The sequence below is a fragment of the Pseudoalteromonas ruthenica genome (assembly GCF_008808095.1).
Taxonomy (GTDB): domain Bacteria; phylum Pseudomonadota; class Gammaproteobacteria; order Enterobacterales; family Alteromonadaceae; genus Pseudoalteromonas; species Pseudoalteromonas ruthenica.
In genome coordinates this window covers 40,765-65,898 of record NZ_CP023397.1, presented here as the reverse complement: position 1 = coordinate 65,898, position 25,134 = coordinate 40,765, and the positions used below count along the sequence as shown (strand labels likewise).

The window sequence follows — 25,134 nt, the reverse complement described above, 5'->3', positions numbered from 1 at the left end:
CTAAATATAAAAGTGCTGACTTTTTATACATTTTTGCTAAACTTGGGAACAAATAAAACGTCACGCTCGTTAAATGGATTTACAGCAATGAACTTAATTATTTTCTTACTCCTTTTTGGCGCCTACCTATGGGTGCGCTTTACCCTTCGTAAACAGCTACGTAGCTATGTTGAACAGTACTATCCCGACTTGCGCGCAGTGCTCAATCATAACCCGCTAAAACTCAGTAAAGCCAAAGCACTGGAAACCAACTTAGATGCCTGGCTCAACAACGAAAGTGGATACAGCCTGAGTGACGATTACATCAGCCGCAAGCGCAAGCAAATCTCATTGACCAACCAATGTGGCATGATCATCGCGCTAATCGCTATGCTACTGCCCTTATTTTTTGCAACTCCATGACCAAGCTGTCATTTTCTATCGAATAAAGTTGCACCTACAGAGTATGGGTTTTATAACAGGGAGACTGACATAGCTGCCAAGGACAGATTATGAAATTCACTCCCCTCTCTTGGGCCATGGGTTTAGCTATCGCAACCAGCGGTATCGCCAATGCGGCCCAAAGCACTAGCCATGATGTACTCGCGCTTGAAGACGTTTTCAATCTTGAATATGCCAACCAAATCGATATCAGTGATGATGGCGATACCGTGTATTTCGTGCGCAATCGCATGGACATTAAGTCAGACCGCAAATTTAGTAATATTTGGCAGGTCAGCACCGACAATAAACAGCTGCAACCGGTAACCAGTGGCGTACATCAAGATTTTGCCCCCGTGTTATCCCCCGATGGCAGTCGCTTAGCGTTTATTTCTACACGAGATGGCAGCGCACAGCTGTATGTTAAGTGGTTAAACACAGGTGCGGTGAGTAAAATCAGCAACCTTACACAGAGCCCCTCCAAGCCCACCTGGACACCAGACGGCAAAAGCTTAGTATTCAGTATGTTTGTGCCCGCTAAGCCCAATAGCCCGGTGAGCTTACCCGGTAAGCCCGAAGGCGCAAAATGGGCCGACCCAGCGCTGTTTATCGATGAGGTTTACTACCGCGCTGATGGCGCTGGCTATACCAAAGCAGGCCATAATCACCTGTTTCGTATTGCTGCCAATGGCGGCAACGCGGTGCAGCTCACATCCGGTGACTTTGACCATGGCGGCAGTATCAGCTTTAGTGACGATGGCAGTATCTTATACTTTTCAGCAAACCGTCACAGCGACCATGAGTTAAAGCCGATAAACTCAGAAATTTACGCGCTGGAGCTTGATACTCTGAGCATTCGCGCCATCACCGACCGCGATGGCCCAGACAGCCAGCCGCAGGTGTCTCCCAATGGTCGTTACTTAGCCTACACCGGCTATGACGATAAGCGCACTAACTATGAAAACACTCAGCTCTACATCCGTGATTTAGAATCTGGCGAGACGCGCAGCTTAACGCCGGACTTTGACCGCGCAGTAGCGCAAATACACTGGGCGGATGATAGTCGCGGTCTGTACTTTAGCTACGATAGCGAAGGCAAAACCACCATTGGCTACCAACCTTTGCGCGGTGAAGCCAAGGTGATCACCGACAAAGTGGGGAGCGTGTCTTTTGGTCGCCCCTACTCAGGCGGCGATTTTGACGTTAGCACCGAGGGTGATATTGCATTCACGCTCGCCGACACTCAGCGCCCTGCTGATGTGGCCTTGACTAAGCGCGGCGAAGCGCTGCGGTTAACGCATTTAAATGAAGATGCCTTGGCCAACAAAACGCTTGGAAAAGTGGAACAATTGTGGGTTAAGTCCAGCCACGATGAGCTCGACATTCAGGGTTGGATTGTTTACCCACCGCACTTTGATGCAACCAAGAAATACCCTTTGATTCTCGAGATCCACGGTGGACCGGTGGCCAACTACGGGCCTCACTTCAGCGCTGAAGCACAATTATTCGCCGCTCAAGACAACGTGGTGCTGTACATGAACCCACGCGGCAGTGACTCTTACGGCAAAGACTTTGCGCAAACGATTCATCATAACTACCCAAGCAACGACTACCATGATTTGATGACGGGTGTGGATGCCTTAGTTGCCAAAGGATTTATTGATGACACTAAACTCTATGTAACCGGCGGCTCTGGCGGCGGTGTACTTACCTCGTGGATAGTCGGCCATACCGATCGCTTTGCTGCGGCGGTGGTTGCCAAGCCTGTAATTAATTGGTTTAGCTTTGTACTAACGGCTGATTTTTATCCCTTCTTTGCGGATTACTGGTTCCCAGGCAAGCCATGGGAGCATATGCAACATTATATGGAGCGCTCACCTATTAGCTATGTGGGCAATGTAACCACCCCCACCATGCTATTAACCGGTGAGGCCGATTATCGTACGCCTATTTCCGAAACGGAGCAGTTCTACCAAGCATTGCAATTGCAGGGGGTGGATACCGCCATGGTGCGTATTCCTGATGCCTCGCATGGCATCACCAAGCGGCCCTCGAACCTGATGGCAAAAGTCGCCTACATTCTGTGGTGGTTTGAAAAGCACGGCGAAAAGCAGGCCGATAAATAACCATATAAAGGCGGCGACACGCTGTCGCCGCCCTTGTCGCGACTAGGCTGTGCCTTTAGGCCAGCACCAATTCCACATCAATATTGCCACGTGTGGCATTGGAATAAGGGCAAACCTGATGCGCGGTATCCACTAATTGACGCGCCTGCGCTTTGTCCATATCCCCCAAATCCACGGTGAGCTTAGCGTCGATAGAAAAGCCCTGCCCTTTTGGACCAATTGCAACCTCACCCGTGACGGCAATATCTTGAGGTAACTTAATTTTTTGATCGCCAGCCACTTTTTTCAACGCGCCAATAAAACACGCTGAATAACCGGCGGCAAAAAGCTGCTCAGGGTTGGTGCCCTGACCATCATCGCCCCCCAGCCCCTTTGGAACCGATAGGTCAACATCTAAACGGCCGTCATCCGACTTGGCAGAGCCGTCTCGTCCACCAGTTGCTGTGGCTTTTGCACTATAAAGAATCTGTTCTAACGCCATTATTGGCCTCCTTCTAGTTAACTATTTAGCAATTTATTTTGTATGCAAAATAAATAATAGCGATGGCCAACTTGAAGATCAAGTTGTTTGCATGCAAAATAAAATAAAGGAGAGATCATGACCGACAATGCTTTAAAACTTGACTACCAGCTGTGTCACCGCTTTTACACTGTGGCTAACGCCTTCACCCGGGCCTATCGTCCGTTATTGCGTGAGCTCGATATTACTTACCCACAGTACGTGGTGTTAATGGCATTATGGGAAAAAGACCAAATCACCATTCATCAATTACTTGAGAAAACCCATATTGATGGTGGTGCCATGAGTTTAATTTTAAAAAAGCTCACGCAGAAATCTTTTGTGCAAGTGATCCATGATCAGCATGACAAGCGGGTAAAACGGGTCGTGCTCAGCGACTATGGAAAAAAAGCCAAACACACCGCGCAAAAAATTCCCCAGCAAATGCGCTGTAACCTCAAAAATATCAGTGATGAAGAAGGGATGGAGTTGATACGACTAATAGACAAGGTGAGTGATGACTTACACACCACGCTTTGTGAGGCCGATACTCAGTAAGCACTGAACGATTGGATAAGTTTTAACGTTATCTGTCAGGTTTGGTCAAATTGTACTAAATCCGATAGCCGCATATACGCCAAAAGCGAACCTTCACACCTAACTCGTTTCTGCCCCAAAAAGAGTTAACGTAAATGCTCTAAGGGAGGCTTAGAGCAAAACGGACTGTCACTCTCTAGCTAATCTAGGAAGGGCTTTTCTAATTCCTGCCAAGATGTTGCTCCAACCAATACGCTTTTTCCAAAGCTTTCCGTCGACTAAAACTTTATAACAATCGATCCGATCAGTTTTATACAGTTCAAGTTTATGAGTAATGGGTTCACCACTATCGTAATCGGTGATTTCGATTATTCTTCTTAGTTCAGGAATGTTTTGTGGCTATACAAAGCTTTCTTGTTCTATAGCAAATTTTCGATTAGTGTATGATTTACGATAATTTTTTGAAGCCTTATTAGTTTGTCTATACATAAGTAATCTCCTACCTTACAAGGTAGCATACCTTGCAAGGTCTCACTAATAAGCTGTTATACGTAAATCAAATACCTGTGCATATATAAATTGAAGGAGAACTTTATGCCATGTACAAACCCACACTCAAGAACTCTTGATGAAACCCAATTAACTAACTTATCTAGGCATCAAATGCATGAGCATGGCCGCCACAAGTGCTGCCAATGCGCATATAACTCTGGTTACGATCAGGGTTTTGCATTACAAGAATCGATCAGATTAGATATTGATGCTTTAGGTGACTCACAAGCAGGTGCCGATGGAAGGCATAGAAGTGTTCATCAAGCATTTGCATTAGGTTATAGTCACGGAATTCGAGATTATATAAATCAATAAATTACGTATAACAAGTGCCTCTTAGGGAATCACAAGGGAACAGTGCTAATAATCATAGTCATTCTTCGGAATTTAATGAGTCTCAAAGTAGTGAAAATTGCTCGATGATACAAATAGAAAAAATAATAAATTGGAATCCAAAAGTTCATGGTTGATGTCACCGACTTATTTGAAGACTATCAAAAGCCCGAAGGTGCTATTGAAGTAAGGACTCATGTTCTGAGTGAGGGTAATGAGGCAATTCTAGAGGACTTTCTGGTTGAAAATCTGCCTTGGTGTTATTTTCGACGCGAAAGACTACCTAACCAAATAGAACGTAGCGGGCAAATTGCTTCAGCAATAATCGGCAGCAAGTTCCCTGATCCAGGCGCTGTAATGTCAGGTGATTTTGGTGAAATTTTATCTTTATTCTATTTGTCTAATGAGCGGCAAGAGCAGCTTATTGAAGTAATGAAATGGCAACTAAAGCAAGATCGGAATAAAGCTGCGCCTCATTCGGACATCATACTACTGTTTCGAGAAAACGAAGGTGTCCCTTCTGAAAACGACTTCGTCTTATGCGCCGAAGCGAAAGCAATGGCCACGCCAAGCAATAGTACTTTACCAATAGAAAAATCGATTGAAGGATACATATCCGATAGCACTGGACGGTTGTCGAGAACACTTACTTGGCTAAAAGAGCGAGCAGTAGCCGAAGACACCGCTGAAGCCATTGCGTTATACACAAGGTTTTCTGATGAAGCAGTCTCTACAACATTTCAGAAATATTATCGATCATTTGCCATCATTGACAGGAACTTACTAGATGGGGAGCTGCAAAGAGAACTAGATTTGCCAGAACAAAGTGAAGCGTTTGAGGTCGTAGTTCTTGGAGTTCCTGGACTCAAGGATGTTTATCAAAGGTGCTTTCAGCGCGCTATAGATGAGGTGCCTAATGAATAATGCTCTCGGGAATATGATAGCGCAGCTTGAATCTTGGGAAAGCGCAGCTGAATTCAATATACCTGAAGAGGATTGGGTAGGTTATGTAGTTAGAAACAGAACTGACGATTTATATATCAGTGCCTTTTCTGCGATCTTCGAGAGCTTAAGGAAAGAGGATGCTAATGCTTTAAAATCCGATTTGCGTGAGCTGGCGAAGACCTTGCTTATCTATTCGAAGAGTGCAGCTGCTCGCTACATTAAAGGGGTAGAGCCCACACTTAACTTGATCTATGCGGCTGCGTGTTTCTATATCTCTGATTATCCAGCTACAGCAACCTTAATCCTAAAGGATGTATCTAATTCAGATTCGTTGTTAGATGAAGAAAAATTCCTTTACACATTTTTACTAAGGTCTATTTCATCTTCTAATAGCTATGAAGAGTTATTTTCTGATGTTGCTCGATTGCCAACAGGAAAAATATGGGATGAGTTAAACGACAGTATTAGAGATTCAATGGCCTTGGGATTAGAAGAAGATCCAAGACTATATATAGCATCAAAACTACTGCTTAAGTGCCTTGAAAGGTATTGTGAATATAGCGTTGGAACAAATCTTTCAAATTTCGCTCATGAGTTCTTACCTGAGGTTTGGGAGCCGTTTCTTTTTAATGAAGGAGCGTTTTCAATTTGGGAGCTTTTTCCTTCTCAGAAGATTGCACTTCAAAATGGAATTCTAAGTAACCAAGACGAAGTATATAGCCTTCAGATGCCTACTTCCTCAGGAAAAACATCTTTATGCGAGATTGTGATTTTTAACGAAGTAAGAGTCAGGCAAAAAAAAGTTCTCTTCATAGTACCGTTTAGGGCATTAGCCGCAGAAATCAAGGCAGGGATTACGGCACGTCTCCAGTTAGCTGACATCAATGTATTAGCTGCATATGGAGGCAATATACCCACTAGAAGCGAAGGTCAGAATATAGAGACTACGGATGTCTTGATCGTGACCCCCGAAAAACTAGTGGCTATTAGCCAAATGAATTCTGAGTTGCTTGCAGAGTTTACAACCGTCATTTGCGATGAAGGCCACCTTATCGACGATAGAAGTCGAGGGTTTCAATATGAAGTTTTGCTTACAAGGTTAAAGTCTAATGAGGATATTAGAAGAAAAATCGTATTTATTTCTGCAATTCTACCCAATATCGATGAAATACATGCTTGGCTTGGAGGGAGTGAAGAGGCTTTATCGGTTTCTGAATATAAGCCAGTTGAGATTGATTACGCTATTCTAAGAAGACAACAAAAGGATTATTGGCAGCTTTCGTTCAATACAATTTATGAGCAGCCGAAAAGTTACTTTCTTAGAAATTTCATCGTTAAAGATGATTTTAGATTTATTAATCGAAATACAGGAAATAGAAACTTACTACCCCAACGTGGTTCTCCAGCGATGCTGGCAAGCATAAGTGCGCTAAAATCTAGAAAACACGGTGCTGTTGCGATATTTACAACTCAGAAGGGGCCTAATGGCGTTAGTGGGTTAACAAATGCAATGCTAAGGCTGTTCGAGAACGATGCATTCTCTTGCAATGACGATTTTCAACAGTCTGAAGCATTGGAGCAACTAAGAGATTATATTGGATTCCAATTTGGAACGACTCACAAATTGAGGGCTTTGCTATCACATGGGATTGGGTTTCATCACGGCGACCTTCCTCAAGAAATTAGAAGGGAGATGGAAGAAGGGATTCAGGGCAATTTATTTAACATTCTAATCTGCACCACCACTCTTGCTGAAGGAGTCAATTTACCTATCCGCACATTAGTCATGCATACGATCAGAAGATTTAACGGTCGAATCATGGAGCCCATTAAGCTTCGAAATATAAAGAATATCGTAGGGCGTGTAGGCCGAGCTGGAAAAGAAGCAAGAGGCAGGGTGATTTTTGTAAATTCGGATGAGCAAAATATTGCAGAGTCTGTTTTTAGAGATGAGCGAATGGAGCCTGCAAAAGGCGCACTTTTTAATCTTATTAGAAATATCGATCAGAGCATTAGAGAGCTCAATATTCAGTTAAGTAACGATTTGTTTGAACGTCAAAATCCTGAGTTCCTAAGCATTCTTGATCGGATTGATATGGCTCTAATTGATTTGGTTCCTGGAGATATAGAGTTAAATGATTTTGAGGATCATTTGGGGGATATACTTGAGTCTACTTTAGCGTTTCGTTACTGCGATACTGATGAATTGAGAGCAAGGATAGAAGAAGTATTTCGACTCAGATCACAGCATATCCAAGAAAGTATTGATGCAGCACGTTGGCCAGCACTCAAATCCAGTGGCTCATCTCCGAGGTATTTCAATTACCTCGAAGGTTTAGAAGTCGTTGAGTTGGACTTGTGGACAGAACTGGAAGATGTTTTAGACGAGCATTGGTTAGAAGAAGTCGTCTTAGAGGTAAAAGAGTATCCCCTTCTCGATTTAGAGGATATTGAAGATGGTTTGCTTCTGCAGGTCATTCGACTTTGGCTGAGTGGTTGTACATATGTTGAGATTTCGACAGATTTAGGGATTGAATTTGATGATGCACTAGAAGTGGTTTGTAGTTCTATTGGCTATAAGCTTCAAGAATTGATGTCTAAAGTTATTCAATTGGCCATTAACTCACACGGTGAAAATATCTCAGAACTTGCACTTAATTGGTCTTCACTTCTTCAGTACGGATTGGGCACACTGCAACAGCTAGATCTGTTCGAACGAGGAGCAACAGATAGGTTGGCAATATGGGGAATTCAACGGTACTTGGAGGCCAACAACGTACAGCTTCGTAAAAATCGGTTGCTACGTTTCTTAAGAAATAATAGCGTGGCTGTTAGATTGCATTTAGAACAGGATGCCAGAGTTCCAATGCTCAGCTTCAATAGAATATGCAAAGAGCTGAGTTTGAGCTAATTGCAAAATGCGGCGTTATATTTTCGGAGGAACCGTGAGTAAATTTAGCCTATTTCTTTTCATTCTTACCGCTGCATTCTCTCTTCCCGTCTATTCATGCTCTTGTTTGGAGAATACCGTCGAAGAATATATAAAAAATTGTCCAAGTATTTATACCGCTAGGCTTAAAAGTGCTTTCTACAAAGAAGAAACTGACTTAGAATTTGAACAGGTTGTTGGGAAATTAGGAAAGCCGATGACTTTTTATCAGGGAGAAACACAAAAATTAAACACTTTAGTTGCTCCGATCACTGGCGCATCTTTTGATATGAGCTTGGTTGTCGGGAAAGTTTACTTGGTCTGTGATCAAGGTGCGCCAAAACAGAGACTTTCTTGTTGTAGTTTTACCAGTCAAGCAAGATGGGGTGATGCGCGAAAATTTATACAATCTCAAGAAAATATAACAAACTAATTATTAAGGACACAAAATAGCAGGCTTATGCTCCTTCGTCGCCAACTTTAGCGTGTTATATCTCAGGAAACATCATGAGTTATTTTAAAGGAATATTTTGTTTCTATTGCGGGTTGTTTGTGTGGGGAGTTATCTCTGCTTTTTACTATCGTCTTCCTGTACCTCTTGTTGGCTATATTGGCCCGTTTGGTGAGTACCCATCATCTCTTACAAGCAGTATCGAATCTGTAGCAATGGTACTTGCTTTCTATTCAATTATGGGTGGTTTTATACCTTGTGTTGGTTTGTCGGCTCTTTGTGTTTACTGGCTTAAAAAGTTAAATTGGCTCACTAATGCACGGCTATTTTTTGTAAGTTTTACGACAAGCATTTTGCCTGTTTTGTTACTTGCTAATCTAGATCGTTTTATTGGGCCGTGGTAAAAAGATATAATAATGCGCTATTGTCGTTCCCTTTGGTCGCTGGGACTCTTACACCGTTCCGCTTAGCGTTATCAGCGTCTTCTTCTGGCACAAAGCACGCATTCGTCCTCACTCATTTTTATCCAAAAACGCGCTAAAATGCCGTCTCCTTCTCGCTAGCAACTGCTTGTATGATAATGGTCTAAACCTATTCGTTTCTGCTTTAAGATACGTTTTGACCCAGCACGCAACTAAACTGTGAACATCACTACATAGCCACACAATTGCCAAGCGTGTTGTTATTGCTCAAGATTCTTACCCGGTTAAAAAGCATACAATAAAAATAACAATGCCATGATTTGCTCTCAACCTGTTACTGACACTGCCTTTTGCCTATGGGCTTATCAAGCTGGCCGGTTACAACATTATCAAACCCGTGCTCTTCGCGGCTATCGTTGTGGCATTTTTGGTCCATCGTAGCGACATGAGCGCGCTCGCTACACTTGATAGACCCAACCAGTTGCATATGATTTTGGGGATGATTGGCTCGTTATTCATATTGCCACTTGCCTTCGTGCTTATGCGCCGCGTACGAAGCTCAGCAGCGTAAAGCGAGCAGCCCTAATAGGTGCGGTTATTTAGCGCAGCAAGCTCGCGACTAAGGCTCCCCTACAAACAACTCAGGGTTTGTGGAAACCTGCTCAAACCAAGCACGCAGACTATCAATCGCGGCGCGCGTTTTAGCCGCAACAGTGTCACGATGCGGGGTCACCGCATAGACACTGTAATGAGGCAGCTGCCATTGGGGGCATATGCGCTGTAATCGACCACAAGCGAGCAGATGTCGCACCTCAGGCTCCGGTAATAACCCGTAACCAATGCCATCTAAAGTGAGCTGAATGGCGGCCTGCATATTGTTCACTAATAATCGAGGTTGGCCCAGTGTAAAGGTGTCACCACTGTGCTGATGGGTCAGCTTTTGACCTATGCGCTGTGCCCCGGTGTGGCCAATAAAGGTTTGCGCCGCGAGCGCATCCGGGTCTTGAGGGTTAAGTTCAGCCAATGGGTGAGTACGGCTAACGCAAGGGATCAACTGCCAATCGGCCAAGTGCCTGGCTATTAACCCCGAGTCCGTTAAAGGGCCAATACAAATGGCTAAATCAACCCCGCCAGCAATAATATCAAAGGGCTCATCGGTCAAGGTAAGCTGAATTTCAATTTTCGGAAACTGCTCGGTCAACTGCTTTATAGGCTGACTTAACAAGCCACCACCAAAGCCAATTGGGGCGACAATTTTCAACTGCCCCGAAGGGGTATGCTGAAGCTGTTCGAGTTGCCTCTGCGCCTGCTCTGCCGTAGCGAGTAGCTTTACCGACGAGGCGTAGTAAATCTCACCGGCCTCAGTCAGAGTGAGCTTGCGCGTATTACGGTTAAATAAACTCAGGCCAATGTCTTGTTCAAGTTTAGTGATTTGTTGACTGACCGCTGAAGCGGTCATATGTAATTGCTGAGCCGCCTGGCTCATACTGCCGGTTTCCACCGTTTTCGCAAACACCTTGAGGGCGCGCGTTAGCTTGGTGTTCATACTTTTAAGAATTCCTTAAACAACCTTTAAGAAAAAGCGCGTTGCTCGCAGAGGTGCAACAGCATACCATCAAATAAGAATTAATATCATTTACCTTAATTATACCACGGAGGTTCCCCAATGTTCACGGTGCAACGTCGTATCGCCCCGTTATCCCTCGCTATCACCGCTGCGCTCGCTACCTTAAGCACCAGCATTCATGCTAACCAAGCACCTGATAACGACATGGAAAAAATCGTGGTAACCGCCTCGGGTTACGAGCAGCTTATTAAAAATGCCCCCGCCTCTATAAGCGTAATCGATCGCGAGGAGCTCTCGCAACGCTTTTACCGCGACTTAACCGATGCGATGACCGACGTCCCTGGGGTGGTTGTCACCGGTGGCGGCGACCGTGAAGACATCAGCCTCCGGGGTATGGGCAGCCAATACACCCTGATTCTTGTTGATGGCAAACGCCAAAGCTCAAGGGAAACTCGCCCGAATAGCGATGGCCCAGGGGTTGAAGGCGCCTGGACACCACCACTGGCCGCCATAGAGCGTATCGAAGTGGTGCGCGGGCCCATGTCATCTCTGTATGGCTCCGATGCCATCGGTGGGGTGATCAACATTATTACTCGCAAAACCCCCAAGCAATGGTACGGTGAACTGCGCTTGGATACCACCATGCAAGAAAGCAGTGAATCGGGTGATATTCACCAAGCCAACTTCTTTGCCGCTGGCGCACTGATCCCTGAAAAGCTCGGGCTGCAAGTGTATGGCCAATTCAGCAACCGCGATGAAGACGATATTTACAGCGGCTTTCGCGGTAAAGAAGCGGAGAATTACCAAGCTAAGTTATCGTTCACACCCAGTGATGCCCACAGTTTTTTACTCGACATTGCCAGTGCATCGCAAACTCTGGATGCCACCTTGGGCAAAACCGTAGAACCACTAGCACCAGGGGAAAATTGCGGCCGTCGTGGCTGCCCAGAGTCCACCGTAACCGAGTACGATAATCAAACCATTTCACTCTCACACACCGGTTATTGGGATTTTGGCCAGTCATTTAGCTATGCGCAATACGATAAGTACGACAACAAGTCACGGGATATGATTGTTGAAAACATTGATGTGCAAAGTTTGTGGACCTTGCCTATTAATGAGCGCAACAAAATGAGTGCCGGCGTGGCCTACCAACGTGAAGATTTAGAAGATAACACCAGCAACCGTATTAGTGAGCTCACGCAAATTGATAACGATATGTACTCGGTATTTGCAGAAGATGAGTTCCAAGCCACCGAGAAGCTGGCCTTGACTGCTGGGCTGCGCTACGACAAAGACCAACAATTCGGTGGCCATACCAGCCCAAGGTTGTATGCGGTGTATAACGCCAATGACACCCTGACCGTTAAAGGCGGTATTTCCAGTGGTTTCAGAGCACCGAACCTACGACAAACAACCGCTGCTTGGGGCCAGGTTAGCCGGGGCGGCAACATCTATGGTAACCCTGATTTAAGCCCTGAAACTTCGCTCAACTATGAAATGGGGATTTACCTCGATACCGAGCAAGGCTTAAGTGCATCGACCACGGTTTTTTATAACGAGTTTGACGATAAAATCTCTCGCGTAGCTTGCCCGTTAACAAAGTGCACCGACGGGCCCAATGAGTTTGGCTCACTGCCAACAACCTATACCAATGTTGATGAGGCGACCACTCAAGGGGTAGAAGTCTCACTAGACTATCAGCTCGCCAGCGCGGTAAAGATGGCGCTTAACTACACCTACACCGACTCGGAACAAAAAACCGGTGAATACGCCGGCAGTCCGTTGAATCAATTACCGGAGCACCTGGCACAAGCGTCGCTCAACTGGCAAGCCAGTGATGCCTTAGGCACTTGGTTGCGCGTGCATTATCGCGGTGAGGAAAGCCAACCGACAACCGGCCCTTCACAGTCGAGCCTCATTGCGCCGTCTTACACTACTGCTGATTTAGGCGCCAACTACCAAGTCATGGATTCTGTACGTTTAGGTTTTGGGGTGTACAACCTCTTTGATAAGGAAATTCGTGAAGATGAATATGGCTACATCGAAGACGGACGTCGCTACTGGGCGTCGCTAGCCTGGAGTTTCTAAATGGCCAAACGTAGTAAGCTTTGGGATCTCAAAGCTTGGCATTGGATCAGTTCAGCAGTGTGCCTTATTGGCATGCTGCTTTTTGCTGTCACAGGGATCACCCTAAACCATGCCGCAAGCATTGAGTCCCGCGCACAAGTGCAGCAGATTGAAGCGCAAGTGCCCGATGCCATCCTCAATCAATTGAAAGCCGCCGCCAACAACGAGCAGCTACCAAAGAGTTTTCAGCGTTGGTATCAAGGTCAAACCGAACAGTCTATTGCCAGTTATAAACAGCTTGAGTGGAGTGACTTTGAGCTTTATGTGGCCATGCCCAAAGCCGGGGGTGACCGCTGGTTTACCGTGACCTTAGATACCGGCGAATTTTATCAAGAAGCTACCGACCGTGGTTGGATAGCCTATCTAAATGACTTACATAAGGGCCGGAATACCGGTATGTGGTGGAGTATGTTTATTGATCTTTTCTCTGTGGCCTGCATCGTTTTTTCGATCACCGGGCTGTTATTACTAAAACGTTATGCCAAAGGCCGCAAATCAACGTGGCCACTGGTACTGGCGGGATTAGGTATACCCGCTTTGGTGCTCGTGCTACCTGCCCACGCGGCGTCAGCGAACAAGCTGCAAGTCGAAATTCCCCGCTTAAGCGTGGCCGAATATCACCCCCCTTATGTGGCCGTGTGGTTAGCCAATAGCAAGCGCAAAGCGGTGCTTGATTTAGCCATCTGGTATGACACCAAGCTCGCTGACCGTGAGGGTGAGAAGTGGTTAAAAGATTTGCGTTTATGGTGGCGTCGCAGTGGTCGCAGCTTGTCGCTCCCTGTCGATGGCGTCACCGGCGCGACGCGCCGCCCTGGCGTGGCCACCCTTGATTTAAGCCCTTTCGCAGCGCAATTGGCCGCTCTCCCTGATGGTGAGTACACCCTCAATGTTGAAGCGGCGAGGGAATTAGGCGGGCGCGAGCTGATCCGCATTCCCCTGACATTACCGATAACCCAATCACAACACCATACCGAGCAAGGCCAGCATGAGCTCGGCACAATTACACTAACTATGGAGCCTAACACATGAAGCTAGCAACAATTATCAGCGCGGCGCTATGCACCGCCCTTGCAACCACAGCCGTTATTAGCCAATCAGCACACGCCCACCGAGTGTGGCTTAAACCAAGTACCACAGTGGTCTCAGGTGATGATGAATGGATCACCTTTGACGCCGCAATCGCCAACGGCATTTTTAATCCCGACCATTATGCCTATCCGCTTGAGCGACTGACTGCAATTGGCCCCGATGGCCAAGCTGTGGATTTAGAAAATAGCGCCAAGCTTCGCTATCGCAGTGTGTTTGATCTGCACCTACAGCAGCAAGGAACCTACCGCGTATTTAACGCCAGCCGCTCCATTGTCGCCCGCTGGGTGGATGCAGAGGGCGAACGTCAATATTGGCCTGGCCGTGGAAAGACCGGCACTTTAGCGCAGTTCAAACAGCAAGTACCCAGCGATGCCAAAGAGTTGCAAGTGAGCGATGTTGCTCGTCGCATGGAAACCTTCGTCACCCTTGGAGCTCCTAATGACACGGCAATTACCCCAAGCGGCCAAGGGCTCGAGCTTAATGCCCTAACCCACCCGAACGATTTATACGTTGATGAAAGTGCTCCTATGCAGCTACTGATCGATGGCCAGCCTGCAGTTGGGGCAAAGGTAACCTTAGTTCGTCAAGGCGAGCGGTATCGTGATAGCAACATCGCCACACAGTTAACCGCCGATGATAATGGTCAAATTGAGCTGCAATTTACGCAGCCAGGAATGTACTGGTTTGAAGCCGAGTATGAAGACCAGCAAGCCAAAGCTCCGGCGCAAACTCGCCGTGGCAGTTATGTGGCCGTGTTCGAGGTATTGCCGCTGTAACTGGCACATCAACAAAGTGTCAAAGGGGTTTACAGTAAAGCTGTAGCCCCTTTTTTTAAATTGAAATATAAGCCCAACGGGGGGCACTCGGAGCGCTTTGATAATCTCTTCTTACTCGCACTATCGCAACATTGATGACAGCAGCGCAACCTCCATCAAACTCCCATAAATGCGCGCTGCTTAACAGTCATCAAATTGCCTTTTTATTGCTAACTACATCACCCTTCTAAGGGTTCACACCCAGGTTGAGTCCTCCGACATAGCCTTGGCAAATAACCTCGAATATTTACTTAGCGTGCTAACTATTGTAATATACTTAGCCTGCTAACTAAATGAGAGCGCTGCACCATGGCTGATATTCCTTTTCATGAAACCCTCGATTTAAGCTTATGTGGCAAGCTTGGCCGCGTTCACCGTATCTGCCGACAAGCGGTGTCAGTCGCCGTTGAGCCACTAGGGTTCACACAACCGGGTTGGACGGCAATGATGCATATGCACCATCTTGGCGAAGGCTGTACGCAGCACCAACTGGCCACTAGCTTAGATATAGAAATGCCAAGCCTCACCCGCACCCTGAAACAACTGGAGCACGCACAGGTGATTGAGCGCCGTGTCGATGAGCACGATAAGCGCTGTCGGCGCCTATATTTCACAGCGCAAGGTGAACAGCAATTATCGGCGCTCAAAGCGCGGATCAGCGAGGTCAAAACTCACTTATACCGAGGGTTGAGCGATGAGCAGCTTAATATGATGGCGCTTGGCCTAGTGGCCTTAGAAGACAATGCCAATCAATTTATGGAGGACCAAGAGTGAGCCAGCAACCGACTCCCGATCAGCAGTTCGCACGCTACGTTAAAATCGCCATCATGCTGTTTATCCTGTGCTTTGGCTATTTTATTGTTGCTGATTTATACATGCCAATGACACCACAGGCGCGCGTTTACCACCCAGTGACGCAAATCACCCCGCAGGTTAATGGCAAAATTGTTACTGTGGCGGTTCGCAATAATCAACATGTGCGCCAAGGCGAGGTACTCATGCGTATCGACCCTCGCCCATACCAACTTGCTGTAAAACGAGCCGAACTGGCCTTGGCACAAGTGCAACAGCAAAACCAACAGCTCGATGCTGACATCAAGGCTTTGCGCGCCGACTTATCGGCGGCTCAAGCCAAGTTACATGAGCAGCAAAGCCTACATCAACGCAGCCGTACCCTACTTGATAAACAGGCTATTTCGCAGCAGCGCAGTGATGAGATCAGTGCCGCACTGGCCAGTGCCCAGGCACAGGTCAGTACCGTAAAAGCCAAGCTGCAAGCACTGATAATAAAGCGCGGCGCGCACGGTGAGGACAATATCGCTTGGCAACAGGCCCGTAATCAGCTGCAGCAGGCACAGCTGAATCTCAGTTATACCGAAGTGGTGGCGCCTCATGATGGCATTATTAGCAATCTACAAGTGACCACAGGTACCTATGCCAAAGCAGGAATGGCGATGACGGGGCTGGTGACTGAGCAACTAGACTTGGCCGCTGATTTTCGTGAAAAATCGCTGTATCACGTGCGTATCGGCAACCGCGCCTTAGTCAGCTTCGATGCTCTACCCGGGCAAGTGTTTGCAGCCCATGTCAGCGAGCTTGCCGCAGGCTCAAGCGCCGGGCAGCTCAGCGCCAATGGGACCCTGGCTGAGGTCGAAACCTCTAACCGCTGGGTCCGTGATGCCCAACGTCAACGCGTGCATTTGCAACTCGATGATGAGTTTACCTCAACCCACCTTGCCAGTGGCGCGAGAGCCACCGTGCAAATCGTGCCCGATGACCCAGTGGAGCAACTGCTAGCCAACGCACAAATTCAGGCCGTGAGCCTAATGCACTATATCTATTAACCAAGGAGCTGTGCCATGAGCCTAACCGCCAACGACATTCGCCAAATGCTCCGCATCGCCACCGGCGCAACGCTCGGGTTTAGCTTGAGTAAGCTGTTTGATTGGCCCAATGGTATTTTCTTTACTGTCTACCCTATGCTGTTGCTGGGTTTAGTACCGATCATAAATGCGCATATTGTCCGCCAGTTTATCGCCAGTGCATTGTTTTGTGGCTTCGCGGTATTGGTGCTGCAAGGCTTATTTGGTTTTCATCCAATCCTGATGTCGATACTGGCTTTTGCCATGTTTGCATTGTTATTTTATCAAATGAGTCGCGGTGCCCACTTCCTATTCGGCGCCATGAGTGTGGTTGGGCTATCTATTCAATTACATTTCGCCAGTTACAGCGCCACCGGCTTGGGCTTATACCCATTGATCTTTAGTAACTTTTTGGCAGTAACTGTGAGCCTAGTCAGTGCCTATATTATGCATTGGCTATTTCCTGATGTGAGCACGCGCACGCCCATCTCGCGCGCCGCTAAAGATGCAGCCAGTGTCCGCCATGAGGTGCTGTTATGTGCCACCGTCGCCACCCTCTCTTTTATGGTCTTTCAGATACTGGATTTACAAGATTCGGTATCGGCCCAAGCCGCCTCTATTTTGATTCTCTTTCCACTGTGTTGGAAAGCGGCATCAATGGCGGGTTGGCAACGCGCTATCGGCACGTTAATCGGTTGCAACTTGGCGTTGGCAGCGCAATTACTCTTGTTTACCTACAGCCAGATTCTGGTGTTTCCAATATTGGTGTTGTGGATCCTCACCTTTGTCTTTAGTCGCTACCATGTATTAGGAGGCGGTATGCCGGGGGTTGGATTTGGCGTTATCACCACCTTTGGCATTTTATTCGGACAATCACTCGCGCCAAACCAAGACTTAGTATATAGCGCATTGTACCGCTTCAGCTCTGTGTGTGTGGCGATCACCGCCAGTTTATGTCTAGTGTATGTTATCCACCATATTTTGAATCGCTTTGCGGCCACGCGCCATCATACCTTTACCTAACAATTCTGAGGCTTTACCCGAGTTGGGGTTGAAAACCAAGTTGTTATAACATAACATCAATATTGTTCCCTTGAACAGTGAACTTCCCCCTGTGCTGCACAAACAGGCGAAGCTGACCCGGGCCATGTATCTTTCTGGGATATCTATCAGTGGGTCTTGGTTTGTGGTTGCTGCCGCTCCCGCAAATTAAGTGATACATCGGCTTATTCTTCGTAGCAGCACAGGGCTTTTCCTTACTCGCCAATCCCGTTACCATGAATACCTCTAGTAAGCAGAAGGATGGGCCATGCATAGCGCATTTAGCAAATTAGGAAAAACAGGATGGTGGATGTGGGTGCTCGCCTTGTTAGCCATCACCCTATTGGTCGCTGGCTTTGTTCGCGATGATTACCGCCTATGGGGAGCTGCGGGTTTAATTAATGTTCCCCTGCTGTGGCATCGCTATCGTTATGGTATGAGCGAACAGCTCGTTAATCCTTTCGAGCACATCAAGGTCGAAGAAGAGCTACTCAGTGTTGGCGAAGCCTTGTTCCCGGTGCATGAGATCCGTAAAGTCGTTATCGACACGTGTGATGACAAAGGCCTATTCCAATTGCCCTACAACGGCGGGGGTCAAGTCAGCCTTGTATTTGATAGCCACTACGTGGACGACTTAAAAACCTACATCAAGCGCACCATCCCTGATGCGCAGATTATTACCTAATGATAATTAGCCGCTCATTGACGCGGCTATTTGAGTTGTGCGGCTAAATCCCGAGTCAGTTCGGCTGCGCTTATGGCGTGGCAGCCACTGCGATCGGTGCCACTCCATAGCGGCGTAAAATCATCTTTGCCCAAGGTTTGCGCCTTAGCACGTAGTGGTGCTAGCTTGGCACTGGCGTAGGGGAAAGCAGGGACTTGGTCGCTTATAAAGCCTTGCTCTTGCATAAAAGAGGTGGTGATCCCCCGCGCCGGGCGGCCAGAGTATAAGTTGGTTATTGCCGTTTGCCGGTGCTCTGCGCGCAGCGCTTGACGATGCACAGCACTGGTAGTGGCCTCATCACACAACAGGTAACTGGTGCCTACCTGTACAGCAATGACTCCCATGCTCAAATAATGTGCCACGTGCTCAGCCTGAGTAATGCCGCCCGCAGCTATCACTGGCACGTTAATGTCTTTGGCAGCCAGGATTTGCTGACACAATTGCGCCGTTGTCCCCTGCTCAGCAAGCGTTGATGAGAACATCGCACGATGGCCTCCCGCTTCAATACCTTGAGCAATAATCACATCACACCCATGCTGGGCGAGCCAGCGCGCCTCGGCTAATGTGTTCGCTGAGGATAACACCACAGCACCGGTTGCTTTTACACGTTGTAATTGTTTTTCTTCAGGCAAGCCAAAATGAAAGCTTACGACTTCCGGGCGCAGCTGCTCCAGCACAGCAACATGCTGCGCAGAAAACGGTTGCCTGAGCACCCCTAGGTCATCGTTTGGGTGACATTCAAGTGCCTGATAATAAGGTGCTAACAATTGCTGCCAGCGGCTTTGCTCAGCCTGATTTAAGCTCGGCATAGAATGGCAGAAAAAGTTAAGATTAATTGGGGCACGCTGGGTGTGTTGGCGAAATTCACTGACTTGCGCCATGATTTGCTCTGCACTGAGCATGGCACAAGGAAGGGAGCCTAAACCACCGCCATGAGCAACGGCTATGGCGAGCTTTTCATCTTGTACTCCCGCCATAGGCGCCTGAATAATTGGGTATGCTAGGTTAAGTGTGCTGAGCAAATCCATTGTGCCTCCGTGGCTCATTGTAAGGTGGCTGCAATTACTTTCACCACATTACTTGGTGCGATGCCAATTAGCCACCCTAATCAAGGCATTTTCTCGCCTTTAAAGTTTGGGTATTTTGCGCAATTGCTTAGTACGCCCGCGCTGCACTTTTTTGTCCACACGTTTACGCTGAGCGCTGCGTGTAGGTTTGGTGGGGCGGCGCTTTTTCTCAACCTTGGTGGCGGCCAAAATAAGCTCTTTTAAACGTTTCAGTGCTTCTTCCCGATTGAGCTCTTGAGTGCGATGACTTTGTGCCTTGATCACCACAACCCCATCTTTAGTGATACGGCTATCGCGATAGGCCAGTAGCCGCTGTTTATAAAAGTCGGGTAATTTCGAGCGGTTAATATCAAAGCGCAAATGGATCGCCGTTGCCACCTTGTTGACGTTCTGACCACCGGCCCCTTGCGAGCGGATGGCAGACAGCTCCACTTCCCATTCGTCTATGGTCACCGTATTAGATATCTGCAACATCTATTCATCTTGCCTTAACGACTTTGAACTATCATTGATGACATTGAGTTTATCACTGAGCGCGCCAAGGCCCAACTCAGTGAATTTAGACAATAACGACACCACCTACACAATACCTGCATGGAGAGAACAATGAAGAATTTATTGATGGCGCTTACACTGGCCGCGACCACGGCCTTTACCAGCGCTCAGGCTCTGGCGCTAGAGCTCACGGAAAAAGACGTCGAAAACTTTATTAAGGCAGCACCCGCTGTGACCAATTGGGCAGATAAGCAAGGGCAGCAGTTTGATAGTGCCGCCCTACTCGGCGCCCAAGGTAGCGAGCAAAACAACAAGTCAATGAGTGATAGCGCCATTGCGATGTTGAAAAATACCGATAGCTACCAACAGTTTGCAGATGTGATCAGCCGCTATGGCTTTACCCCTGAGCAACTGATCAGTGTCGGCAGTGAAGTGACTGCCGCGTATTTAGCCAATGTTAAAGGCGATTTATCTGCCGAAGATAAGGCCCGTGTTGATGAGGTTATGGGCGGCCTACAAAGCCTCTCTGGTAGTAGCAACAAGACCAACTCTTTGCTCGGTGCCATGGGCAGTGCAAATCAAGCGAGTGAGGATGTCAGCGACACTAATATTGCTTTGGTAGAAGAATACATGCCGCAGCTGAAAAAGCTATTCTCGGTCCTAGGGCAATAATACCAGTCATAGGCCACTATTAAGGCATAAAAAGCCCACTCTACGGTGGGCTTTGCTCTAGCGTTGCTTATGTCTCAGCAGACTTACCAACAGCGCTGGCAACACGGTTAAGCTGACCAATGTTGATACCGCAATCCCGCACAGCACGATCATCCCCACACCACGATACAACTCCGACCCCTCGCCGGGAATAAACACCAGCGGAGCTAAGCCACACAAAGTCGTCATGGTCGACATAACAATAGGTTTTAAGCGCGTTTGCAGCGCGTTAGTAACCGCTTCAAGCACCGACTGTGCGCCAGACTCTATGTTGCGTCGGCTTTGGTCAACAATAAGAATAGGGTTATTCACCACCGTGCCAAGGAGAATTAAAAAGCCCAGCATAGTGATCATATCGAAAGGCTGATGAAAGCCCGCCAATAGCCCTCCGAGACCGTTGATCATCACCAAGCCCAACAGCCCACCGGCCATACCTAAAGGGACGGTGGCCATAATAAACAGTGGATAACCCCAGTGTTTGAAAATAGCGACCAACAACAAATAACACAGCGCCAGCGCGACGATAAAGTTACTGCTTAGTGCAGCTCGGGTCTTGTCGAGCTGATCGGCTGCGCCACCGATACTCACATTTACTCCCGGTAATAAGTCGCCTTGCTGCTTTAACTGCACCAACAGTTGTTCACGCACCCGTTGCTGCGCTGTTTCCAAGGCCACATCGCGAGGCGGTATAATATACACGGTGACCGTGCGCCGCCCATCAACACGGCGTAAACTGTCACTGTCCGCTTTTTCCTCTAAATCCGCCAAGGCATTCAATGGCAGTATCCCTTGTGGCGTCACTACCGGTGATTGGGCTAATTGTGCCAAACTTTGGCGATTGCCAGCCTCGGAGAAAAGAAACACATCGACCTTATCATCATCAAGGATCAATTCATCAACATAGGCACCGTCACTCAGTGCAGCCACGGTATAACCGAGTTCCTCGGCGCTTACACCCACCTCAGCGAGGCGCTGCCAGCGTGGTTTGATTTCAATAAGCGGTTGGTCCAGGGTCAGCGATGACGGCTCGGAGTCAACTTGGGGGTTGTCAAACACCTCACTGGCAAGGCGATACACGGCATCGGCAGCGCGATACAACGCCGTTTGCTCGGGGCCGCTAATATCAATAGCCACAGCGCGGGTGCCACCGTCATTGCTGGATATGATTGAGCCCCGGGAGGAAAAAGCGCGCATTCCTGGGTAGCTTTTGAATTTATCAGTGATGGCCGCCATCATGGCCTCAATATGTTGCGGATCTTTAGGTTCACTTAAAAACCAAATACTGCCTACCCCCACCGACATGGAGTAATACTTTAGCGGCGGCATAGCCGTTTCCCCGGCGTTGTAAGCAGTACCATCGTCATTAAGATGGCGATTAAAGTAGGGCAGCAGCTCATCGCTAATTTTCTGCATATGACTGAGGTTGTAACCCGGCGGTGCAATCATCATGGAAAAAGCCTTGGGCTCTTCCCCTTCGGGTAAATACTCCGCTTTGGGCATTAGCAGCCAAGCTCCGCCAAGCAGCGCGAATACGCCTATGACGATACACAGTCGGCGCTGAGTAGGATGCGCGAGCATAGTCACTATGGCCCGTGGCAGTGCCATGGGTTTGGCCAGATTCTCACCGCGTTGCGCACTGTGCTGCGTAAACCTTGCACATGCAGCGGGAACAACCATCAGCGCCACAAGCATTGACGCTATAATCGCTGCAGAAATTGCGATGGCCACGTCAGAATATAACTGTCCTGCTTCTTGGCGGATAAATAAAATCGGCGCAAACACTAACACCGTAGTCAAGGTTGAAGCCACCACCGCCGGCCACACTTCTTGCACTCCGGCTATTGCCGCGTTGATCTTATCGAGGCCACGCCGACGAGCTTGTTCAATATTCTCCAGCACAACAATGGTATTATCCACGGTCATACCTATGGCAAATGCTACCCCGGCAAGAGAAATAACGTTGATGGTGCGCTCAAACAGCAACAACCCTAAGAATGCGGCGATGGTACATATCGGGATGCCTAGCACACCAATTAAGGTCGAGCGTGGGCTTTTCAAGAACCAAAACATCACCAATGTTGCCAGCAATGCTCCGAGCGCCAAGTTCGTCCATACATTCTCTACTGAGCCTTTAACATAGCGCACATCGTCACTGAGCAAGGTTAATTGCAAACCATTGTTGGCCAACATATCTTGGTTGATGCGCTCAACGACCTGCATCATTTGCTCTTTAATAGCCATGACATTAGAGCCACTTTCACGACGTACCGAAAGCATCAGAGCGCGCTCGCCATCGTTATAATCAATATCACGTAGCTCATAATGATCGAGCTTAATAGTGGCCACATCCTTAAGGCGAATCGTGGTGTTATCACGCTGAGCTATCACCAGCTCCGCTAACGCCTGGGCCGATTCAAAGCGCCCAACCATGCGTAGCAAATAACGTCGCTTACCACCGTCGATATCGCCCGCCGAGGCGTCGCGATTGCGGCTGCGAATAGCATCACGCACCGCCACCAGGCTGATGTTACGACTCGCAAGCTGCTGTTGGTCGATGAGTATTTGTACTTGATACAAGGCCCCACCACGTACATTTACCTGGGAAACACCACTGACTCGCTCCATTTCTGGGCGCACAAAGTCTTCGGCATAATCACGCAACATATCAACATCTATATTGAGCGGGTTGCCAGGCTGTGGTTTGAGGGTAAAAAACATAAACGCATTAGCTGAAAACGAACTACTGTACAATACCGGTTGGTCGACGTTTTCTGGATAATTAGGCACCTGAGATAGCGCGTTACTGACGTTGATCAGCGCCTCGTTGACGTCCACACCAAAGGGGAATTCCAGTTCAATTTCTGCCTCACCGGTATTGGCATAACTGGACATTCTTTTTAAGTTTGCCAACGATCGTAAATAGCGTTCTTGCTCAATAAGAATTTCTTTTTCTACATCTTGTGGCGTTGCTCCAGGCCAGTTGGTAACCACAGTAATGGTGCGCACTTCAAGATCAGGGATCATCTGCACGGGTATTTTAAAAGCCGCGACCACGCCCAAAATCACGCAGATGAGCACGGCAACGGCGACCAAAGTCGCATGCTTTACTGACGCCGCTAACATTATTGCTCCCTCGCTTGAACAACAGTGACCGCTTGCCCTTGGCGTAATAATTCATTGCCTTGGGTAACTACTTTCATGCCTGGTTCAAGGCCACTAAGCACTTCAATATGGCCGTTAATCCGCTCGCCAATGCGCACAAAACGCCGCTGTGCTTTATCGGCGCTGATAACAAACACACTGTAGCCGCCATCTGGATGGCGCAGTAAGGCATCAGTAGGCACCACAACACTTTGCTCATCGGTTTTGTTTAGCACAATCTCTGCGCTTGCCGATAACCCCACTTGCAGCCCTGCTTGGGGTGGTACGGCTAAGCGCAATAAAAAGCTGCGACTGGCGCTGTCTATCACTGGTACTTTGGCAATAACCTTAGCTGTAAACCCCCTTGACGCTTTCCCTGGCACTTCAAAACGAACTTGCTTAGCAAGATCGATAGCGCCAAAATGCTCCTGAGGCATATGCAAATCCAGCCATAGTTGTTCGCTACTAACGAGCTCAAACACCGCTTGACCACGGGTCACCCACTCCCCAACATCAACAAAACGCTCAGCTACCACACCGGAAAAGGGGGCGTGCAGTTGCTGACGCGCCAGCAATTCTTTGTGGTAGCGTTCGTTGGCCTGTGCTTCTGTCAACGAAGCCTTGGCGCTTTGCAATGCGGCTTGCCTATCGGCCAGCTCCGTAGCTGCCATCAAAGCTTGTTGCGATAACGATTGGGCCTCGTTAAAGCGGCGCTGGGCGTCATCAACAGCAATACGAGCGCGTTGCTTGGCGCCCGTTAATGCCTGTAACTGCGCCTGCACCAATGCCGCATCCAAAGATAGCAGGCGTGCGCCTTTTGCAACCTCATCACCAGCCTGGGCATGGATTTGCGTAACCACCCCGTCACTTAGGCTCGACAGTTGCGCATGACGCGCCGCACGCAAGGTCCCTGTCAACGCCAGGGTACGCTCGATAGATTGCGTATTGACCTCTTTAACAACCACGTTCACTGCCGTTTGCGCAGATAGGCAGCCGCTTATTAGTAGCAAACAGATGCACCATGCTCTGATCATCTTCATTCCTTTTACTCACACTTTTACTGGCTTTACGTAACGCTCAGCTAAAAGCTTTGCTAATAATGACGAAAAGGCAAATATAGCGACCTTTTCTTGAGCGCTAGAGGTTATCACAAATAAAAATCATTTCTATTTATTGCGGTAGGCGCTTACACGAACAACTCAATAGCGGCGAAGGTATTGATAGTTGGCTCATACCTGTGCAGGCGTCATAATGGGGGAATTCGTTTCTAAGTTGTAT

At 47.9% G+C, this 25,134-nt stretch carries 22 protein-coding genes; 16 read left to right on the top strand and 6 right to left on the bottom strand.

The window, feature by feature from the left end; genetic code table 11:
- Window positions 1–87 precede the first annotated feature (87 nt).
- Window positions 88–402, top strand: a complete 315-nt coding sequence (locus PRUTH_RS15670; protein ID WP_022945241.1) for a hypothetical protein — start codon at window positions 88–90, stop codon at window positions 400–402.
- Window positions 403–518: 116 nt separating this feature from the next.
- Window positions 519–2,546, top strand: coding sequence for a S9 family peptidase (locus PRUTH_RS15665; protein WP_371741535.1), 2,028 nt, complete (start codon window positions 519–521; stop codon window positions 2,544–2,546).
- Between the two features lie 55 nt (window positions 2,547–2,601).
- Here PRUTH_RS15665 and PRUTH_RS15660 read toward each other — a convergent pair whose 3' ends face one another.
- Window positions 2,602–3,030: an organic hydroperoxide resistance protein gene (locus PRUTH_RS15660; protein WP_130146258.1), complete on the bottom strand. Its 429-nt coding sequence runs from the start codon at window positions 3,028–3,030 to the stop codon at window positions 2,602–2,604.
- A gap of 114 nt (window positions 3,031–3,144) precedes the next feature.
- On the opposite strand from PRUTH_RS15660, the gene PRUTH_RS15655 reads away from it, so the two are divergent.
- From PRUTH_RS15655 to PRUTH_RS15625, 6 genes are all read left to right on the top strand, one after another.
- On the top strand, window positions 3,145–3,603 hold the full coding sequence (locus tag PRUTH_RS15655) for a MarR family winged helix-turn-helix transcriptional regulator (protein ID WP_022945244.1): 459 nt from the start codon (window positions 3,145–3,147) through the stop codon (window positions 3,601–3,603).
- Between the two features lie 573 nt (window positions 3,604–4,176).
- On the top strand, window positions 4,177–4,449 hold the full coding sequence (locus PRUTH_RS15645; RefSeq protein ID WP_151173800.1) for a hypothetical protein: 273 nt from the start codon (window positions 4,177–4,179) through the stop codon (window positions 4,447–4,449).
- Between the two features lie 147 nt (window positions 4,450–4,596).
- The gene (locus tag PRUTH_RS15640; RefSeq protein WP_151173799.1) at window positions 4,597–5,391 is read left to right on the top strand and encodes a Hachiman antiphage defense system protein HamA; all 795 of its coding nucleotides are present in this window, start codon (window positions 4,597–4,599) and stop codon (window positions 5,389–5,391) included.
- Window positions 5,384–8,323, top strand: coding sequence for a DEAD/DEAH box helicase (locus PRUTH_RS15635; RefSeq protein WP_170268981.1), 2,940 nt, complete (start codon window positions 5,384–5,386; stop codon window positions 8,321–8,323). Before PRUTH_RS15640 ends, PRUTH_RS15635 begins: the two co-directional genes overlap by 8 nt.
- Window positions 8,324–8,357: 34 nt before the next feature.
- Window positions 8,358–8,774, top strand: a complete 417-nt coding sequence (locus PRUTH_RS15630) for a hypothetical protein (RefSeq protein WP_151173797.1) — start codon at window positions 8,358–8,360, stop codon at window positions 8,772–8,774.
- Between the two features lie 74 nt (window positions 8,775–8,848).
- Window positions 8,849–9,196 (top strand): hypothetical protein, encoded by a 348-nt coding sequence (locus tag PRUTH_RS15625; protein ID WP_151173796.1) that lies wholly within the window; start codon window positions 8,849–8,851, stop codon window positions 9,194–9,196.
- 637 nt (window positions 9,197–9,833) lie between these two features.
- Here PRUTH_RS15625 and PRUTH_RS15620 read toward each other — a convergent pair.
- Window positions 9,834–10,760 (bottom strand): LysR family transcriptional regulator, encoded by a 927-nt coding sequence (locus tag PRUTH_RS15620; protein WP_022945249.1) that lies wholly within the window; start codon window positions 10,758–10,760, stop codon window positions 9,834–9,836.
- Between the two features lie 120 nt (window positions 10,761–10,880).
- Here PRUTH_RS15620 and PRUTH_RS15615 point away from each other — a divergent pair, with 120 nt between their 5' ends.
- The 7 genes from PRUTH_RS15615 (at window position 10,881) to PRUTH_RS15585 (ending at window position 18,403) form a co-directional block, all read left to right on the top strand.
- Window positions 10,881–12,872: a ligand-gated channel protein gene (locus PRUTH_RS15615; protein ID WP_151173795.1), complete on the top strand. Its 1,992-nt coding sequence runs from the start codon at window positions 10,881–10,883 to the stop codon at window positions 12,870–12,872.
- Window positions 12,873–13,940: a PepSY-associated TM helix domain-containing protein gene (locus PRUTH_RS15610; protein WP_151173794.1), complete on the top strand. Its 1,068-nt coding sequence runs from the start codon at window positions 12,873–12,875 to the stop codon at window positions 13,938–13,940. It abuts the gene before it with no gap.
- Window positions 13,937–14,776 (top strand): DUF4198 domain-containing protein, encoded by an 840-nt coding sequence (locus tag PRUTH_RS15605; RefSeq protein WP_151173793.1) that lies wholly within the window; start codon window positions 13,937–13,939, stop codon window positions 14,774–14,776. Before PRUTH_RS15610 ends, PRUTH_RS15605 begins: the two co-directional genes overlap by 4 nt.
- Window positions 14,777–15,124: 348 nt before the next feature.
- Window positions 15,125–15,589 (top strand): MarR family transcriptional regulator, encoded by a 465-nt coding sequence (locus PRUTH_RS15600; protein WP_130146287.1) that lies wholly within the window; start codon window positions 15,125–15,127, stop codon window positions 15,587–15,589.
- Window positions 15,590–15,642: 53 nt separating this feature from the next.
- Entirely contained in the window at window positions 15,643–16,659 is a 1,017-nt protein-coding gene (locus PRUTH_RS15595; protein ID WP_151174259.1) for an HlyD family secretion protein, read from the top strand.
- A 15-nt stretch (window positions 16,660–16,674) separates the two neighbouring features.
- The gene (locus tag PRUTH_RS15590) at window positions 16,675–17,700 is read left to right on the top strand and encodes a DUF2955 domain-containing protein (protein ID WP_151173792.1); all 1,026 of its coding nucleotides are present in this window, start codon (window positions 16,675–16,677) and stop codon (window positions 17,698–17,700) included.
- A 286-nt stretch (window positions 17,701–17,986) separates the two neighbouring features.
- Window positions 17,987–18,403 (top strand): hypothetical protein, encoded by a 417-nt coding sequence (locus tag PRUTH_RS15585; protein WP_151173791.1) that lies wholly within the window; start codon window positions 17,987–17,989, stop codon window positions 18,401–18,403.
- Window positions 18,404–18,429: 26 nt separating this feature from the next.
- On the opposite strand, the gene PRUTH_RS15580 is transcribed toward PRUTH_RS15585, so the two are convergent.
- Together PRUTH_RS15580 and arfB are read right to left on the bottom strand one after the other, a co-directional pair.
- On the bottom strand, window positions 18,430–19,470 hold the full coding sequence (locus PRUTH_RS15580) for an NAD(P)H-dependent flavin oxidoreductase (protein WP_151173790.1): 1,041 nt from the start codon (window positions 19,468–19,470) through the stop codon (window positions 18,430–18,432).
- Window positions 19,471–19,569: 99 nt separating this feature from the next.
- Window positions 19,570–19,983, bottom strand: coding sequence for an alternative ribosome rescue aminoacyl-tRNA hydrolase ArfB (arfB, locus tag PRUTH_RS15575; RefSeq protein WP_022943501.1), 414 nt, complete (start codon window positions 19,981–19,983; stop codon window positions 19,570–19,572).
- A gap of 132 nt (window positions 19,984–20,115) precedes the next feature.
- Here arfB and PRUTH_RS15570 point away from each other — a divergent pair, with 132 nt between their 5' ends.
- Window positions 20,116–20,676, top strand: a complete 561-nt coding sequence (locus PRUTH_RS15570; protein ID WP_151173789.1) for a short-chain dehydrogenase — start codon at window positions 20,116–20,118, stop codon at window positions 20,674–20,676.
- A 57-nt stretch (window positions 20,677–20,733) separates the two neighbouring features.
- Here PRUTH_RS15570 and PRUTH_RS15565 read toward each other — a convergent pair whose 3' ends face one another.
- Both PRUTH_RS15565 and PRUTH_RS15560 read right to left on the bottom strand, forming a co-directional pair.
- Window positions 20,734–23,838, bottom strand: a complete 3,105-nt coding sequence (locus PRUTH_RS15565) for an efflux RND transporter permease subunit (protein ID WP_045980040.1) — start codon at window positions 23,836–23,838, stop codon at window positions 20,734–20,736.
- Window positions 23,838–24,890 carry an efflux RND transporter periplasmic adaptor subunit gene (locus PRUTH_RS15560; protein ID WP_238319683.1) on the bottom strand — a complete coding sequence of 351 codons (1,053 nt, stop codon included), beginning with the start codon at window positions 24,888–24,890 and terminating at the stop codon, window positions 23,838–23,840. Before PRUTH_RS15560 ends, PRUTH_RS15565 begins: the two co-directional genes overlap by 1 nt.
- Window positions 24,891–25,134: the final 244 nt, after the last annotated feature.

Coding starts and splice junctions, on each gene's coding strand:
- PRUTH_RS15670 (WP_022945241.1), top strand. CDS start 88: ATGAACTTAATTATTTTCTTACTCCTTTTTGGCGCCTACCTATGGGTG.
- PRUTH_RS15665 (WP_371741535.1), top strand. CDS start 519: ATGGGTTTAGCTATCGCAACCAGCGGTATCGCCAATGCGGCCCAAAGC.
- PRUTH_RS15655 (WP_022945244.1), top strand. CDS start 3,145: ATGACCGACAATGCTTTAAAACTTGACTACCAGCTGTGTCACCGCTTT.
- PRUTH_RS15645 (WP_151173800.1), top strand. CDS start 4,177: ATGCCATGTACAAACCCACACTCAAGAACTCTTGATGAAACCCAATTA.
- PRUTH_RS15640 (WP_151173799.1), top strand. CDS start 4,597: ATGGTTGATGTCACCGACTTATTTGAAGACTATCAAAAGCCCGAAGGT.
- PRUTH_RS15635 (WP_170268981.1), top strand. CDS start 5,384: ATGAATAATGCTCTCGGGAATATGATAGCGCAGCTTGAATCTTGGGAA.
- PRUTH_RS15625 (WP_151173796.1), top strand. CDS start 8,849: ATGAGTTATTTTAAAGGAATATTTTGTTTCTATTGCGGGTTGTTTGTG.
- PRUTH_RS15620 (WP_022945249.1), bottom strand. CDS start 10,760: ATGAACACCAAGCTAACGCGCGCCCTCAAGGTGTTTGCGAAAACGGTG.
- PRUTH_RS15615 (WP_151173795.1), top strand. CDS start 10,881: ATGTTCACGGTGCAACGTCGTATCGCCCCGTTATCCCTCGCTATCACC.
- PRUTH_RS15610 (WP_151173794.1), top strand. CDS start 12,873: ATGGCCAAACGTAGTAAGCTTTGGGATCTCAAAGCTTGGCATTGGATC.
- PRUTH_RS15605 (WP_151173793.1), top strand. CDS start 13,937: ATGAAGCTAGCAACAATTATCAGCGCGGCGCTATGCACCGCCCTTGCA.
- PRUTH_RS15600 (WP_130146287.1), top strand. CDS start 15,125: ATGGCTGATATTCCTTTTCATGAAACCCTCGATTTAAGCTTATGTGGC.
- PRUTH_RS15595 (WP_151174259.1), top strand. CDS start 15,643: ATGCTGTTTATCCTGTGCTTTGGCTATTTTATTGTTGCTGATTTATAC.
- PRUTH_RS15590 (WP_151173792.1), top strand. CDS start 16,675: ATGAGCCTAACCGCCAACGACATTCGCCAAATGCTCCGCATCGCCACC.
- PRUTH_RS15585 (WP_151173791.1), top strand. CDS start 17,987: ATGCATAGCGCATTTAGCAAATTAGGAAAAACAGGATGGTGGATGTGG.
- PRUTH_RS15580 (WP_151173790.1), bottom strand. CDS start 19,470: ATGGATTTGCTCAGCACACTTAACCTAGCATACCCAATTATTCAGGCG.
- arfB (WP_022943501.1), bottom strand. CDS start 19,983: ATGTTGCAGATATCTAATACGGTGACCATAGACGAATGGGAAGTGGAG.
- PRUTH_RS15570 (WP_151173789.1), top strand. CDS start 20,116: ATGAAGAATTTATTGATGGCGCTTACACTGGCCGCGACCACGGCCTTT.
- PRUTH_RS15565 (WP_045980040.1), bottom strand. CDS start 23,838: ATGTTAGCGGCGTCAGTAAAGCATGCGACTTTGGTCGCCGTTGCCGTG.
- PRUTH_RS15560 (WP_238319683.1), bottom strand. CDS start 24,890: ATGATCAGAGCATGGTGCATCTGTTTGCTACTAATAAGCGGCTGCCTA.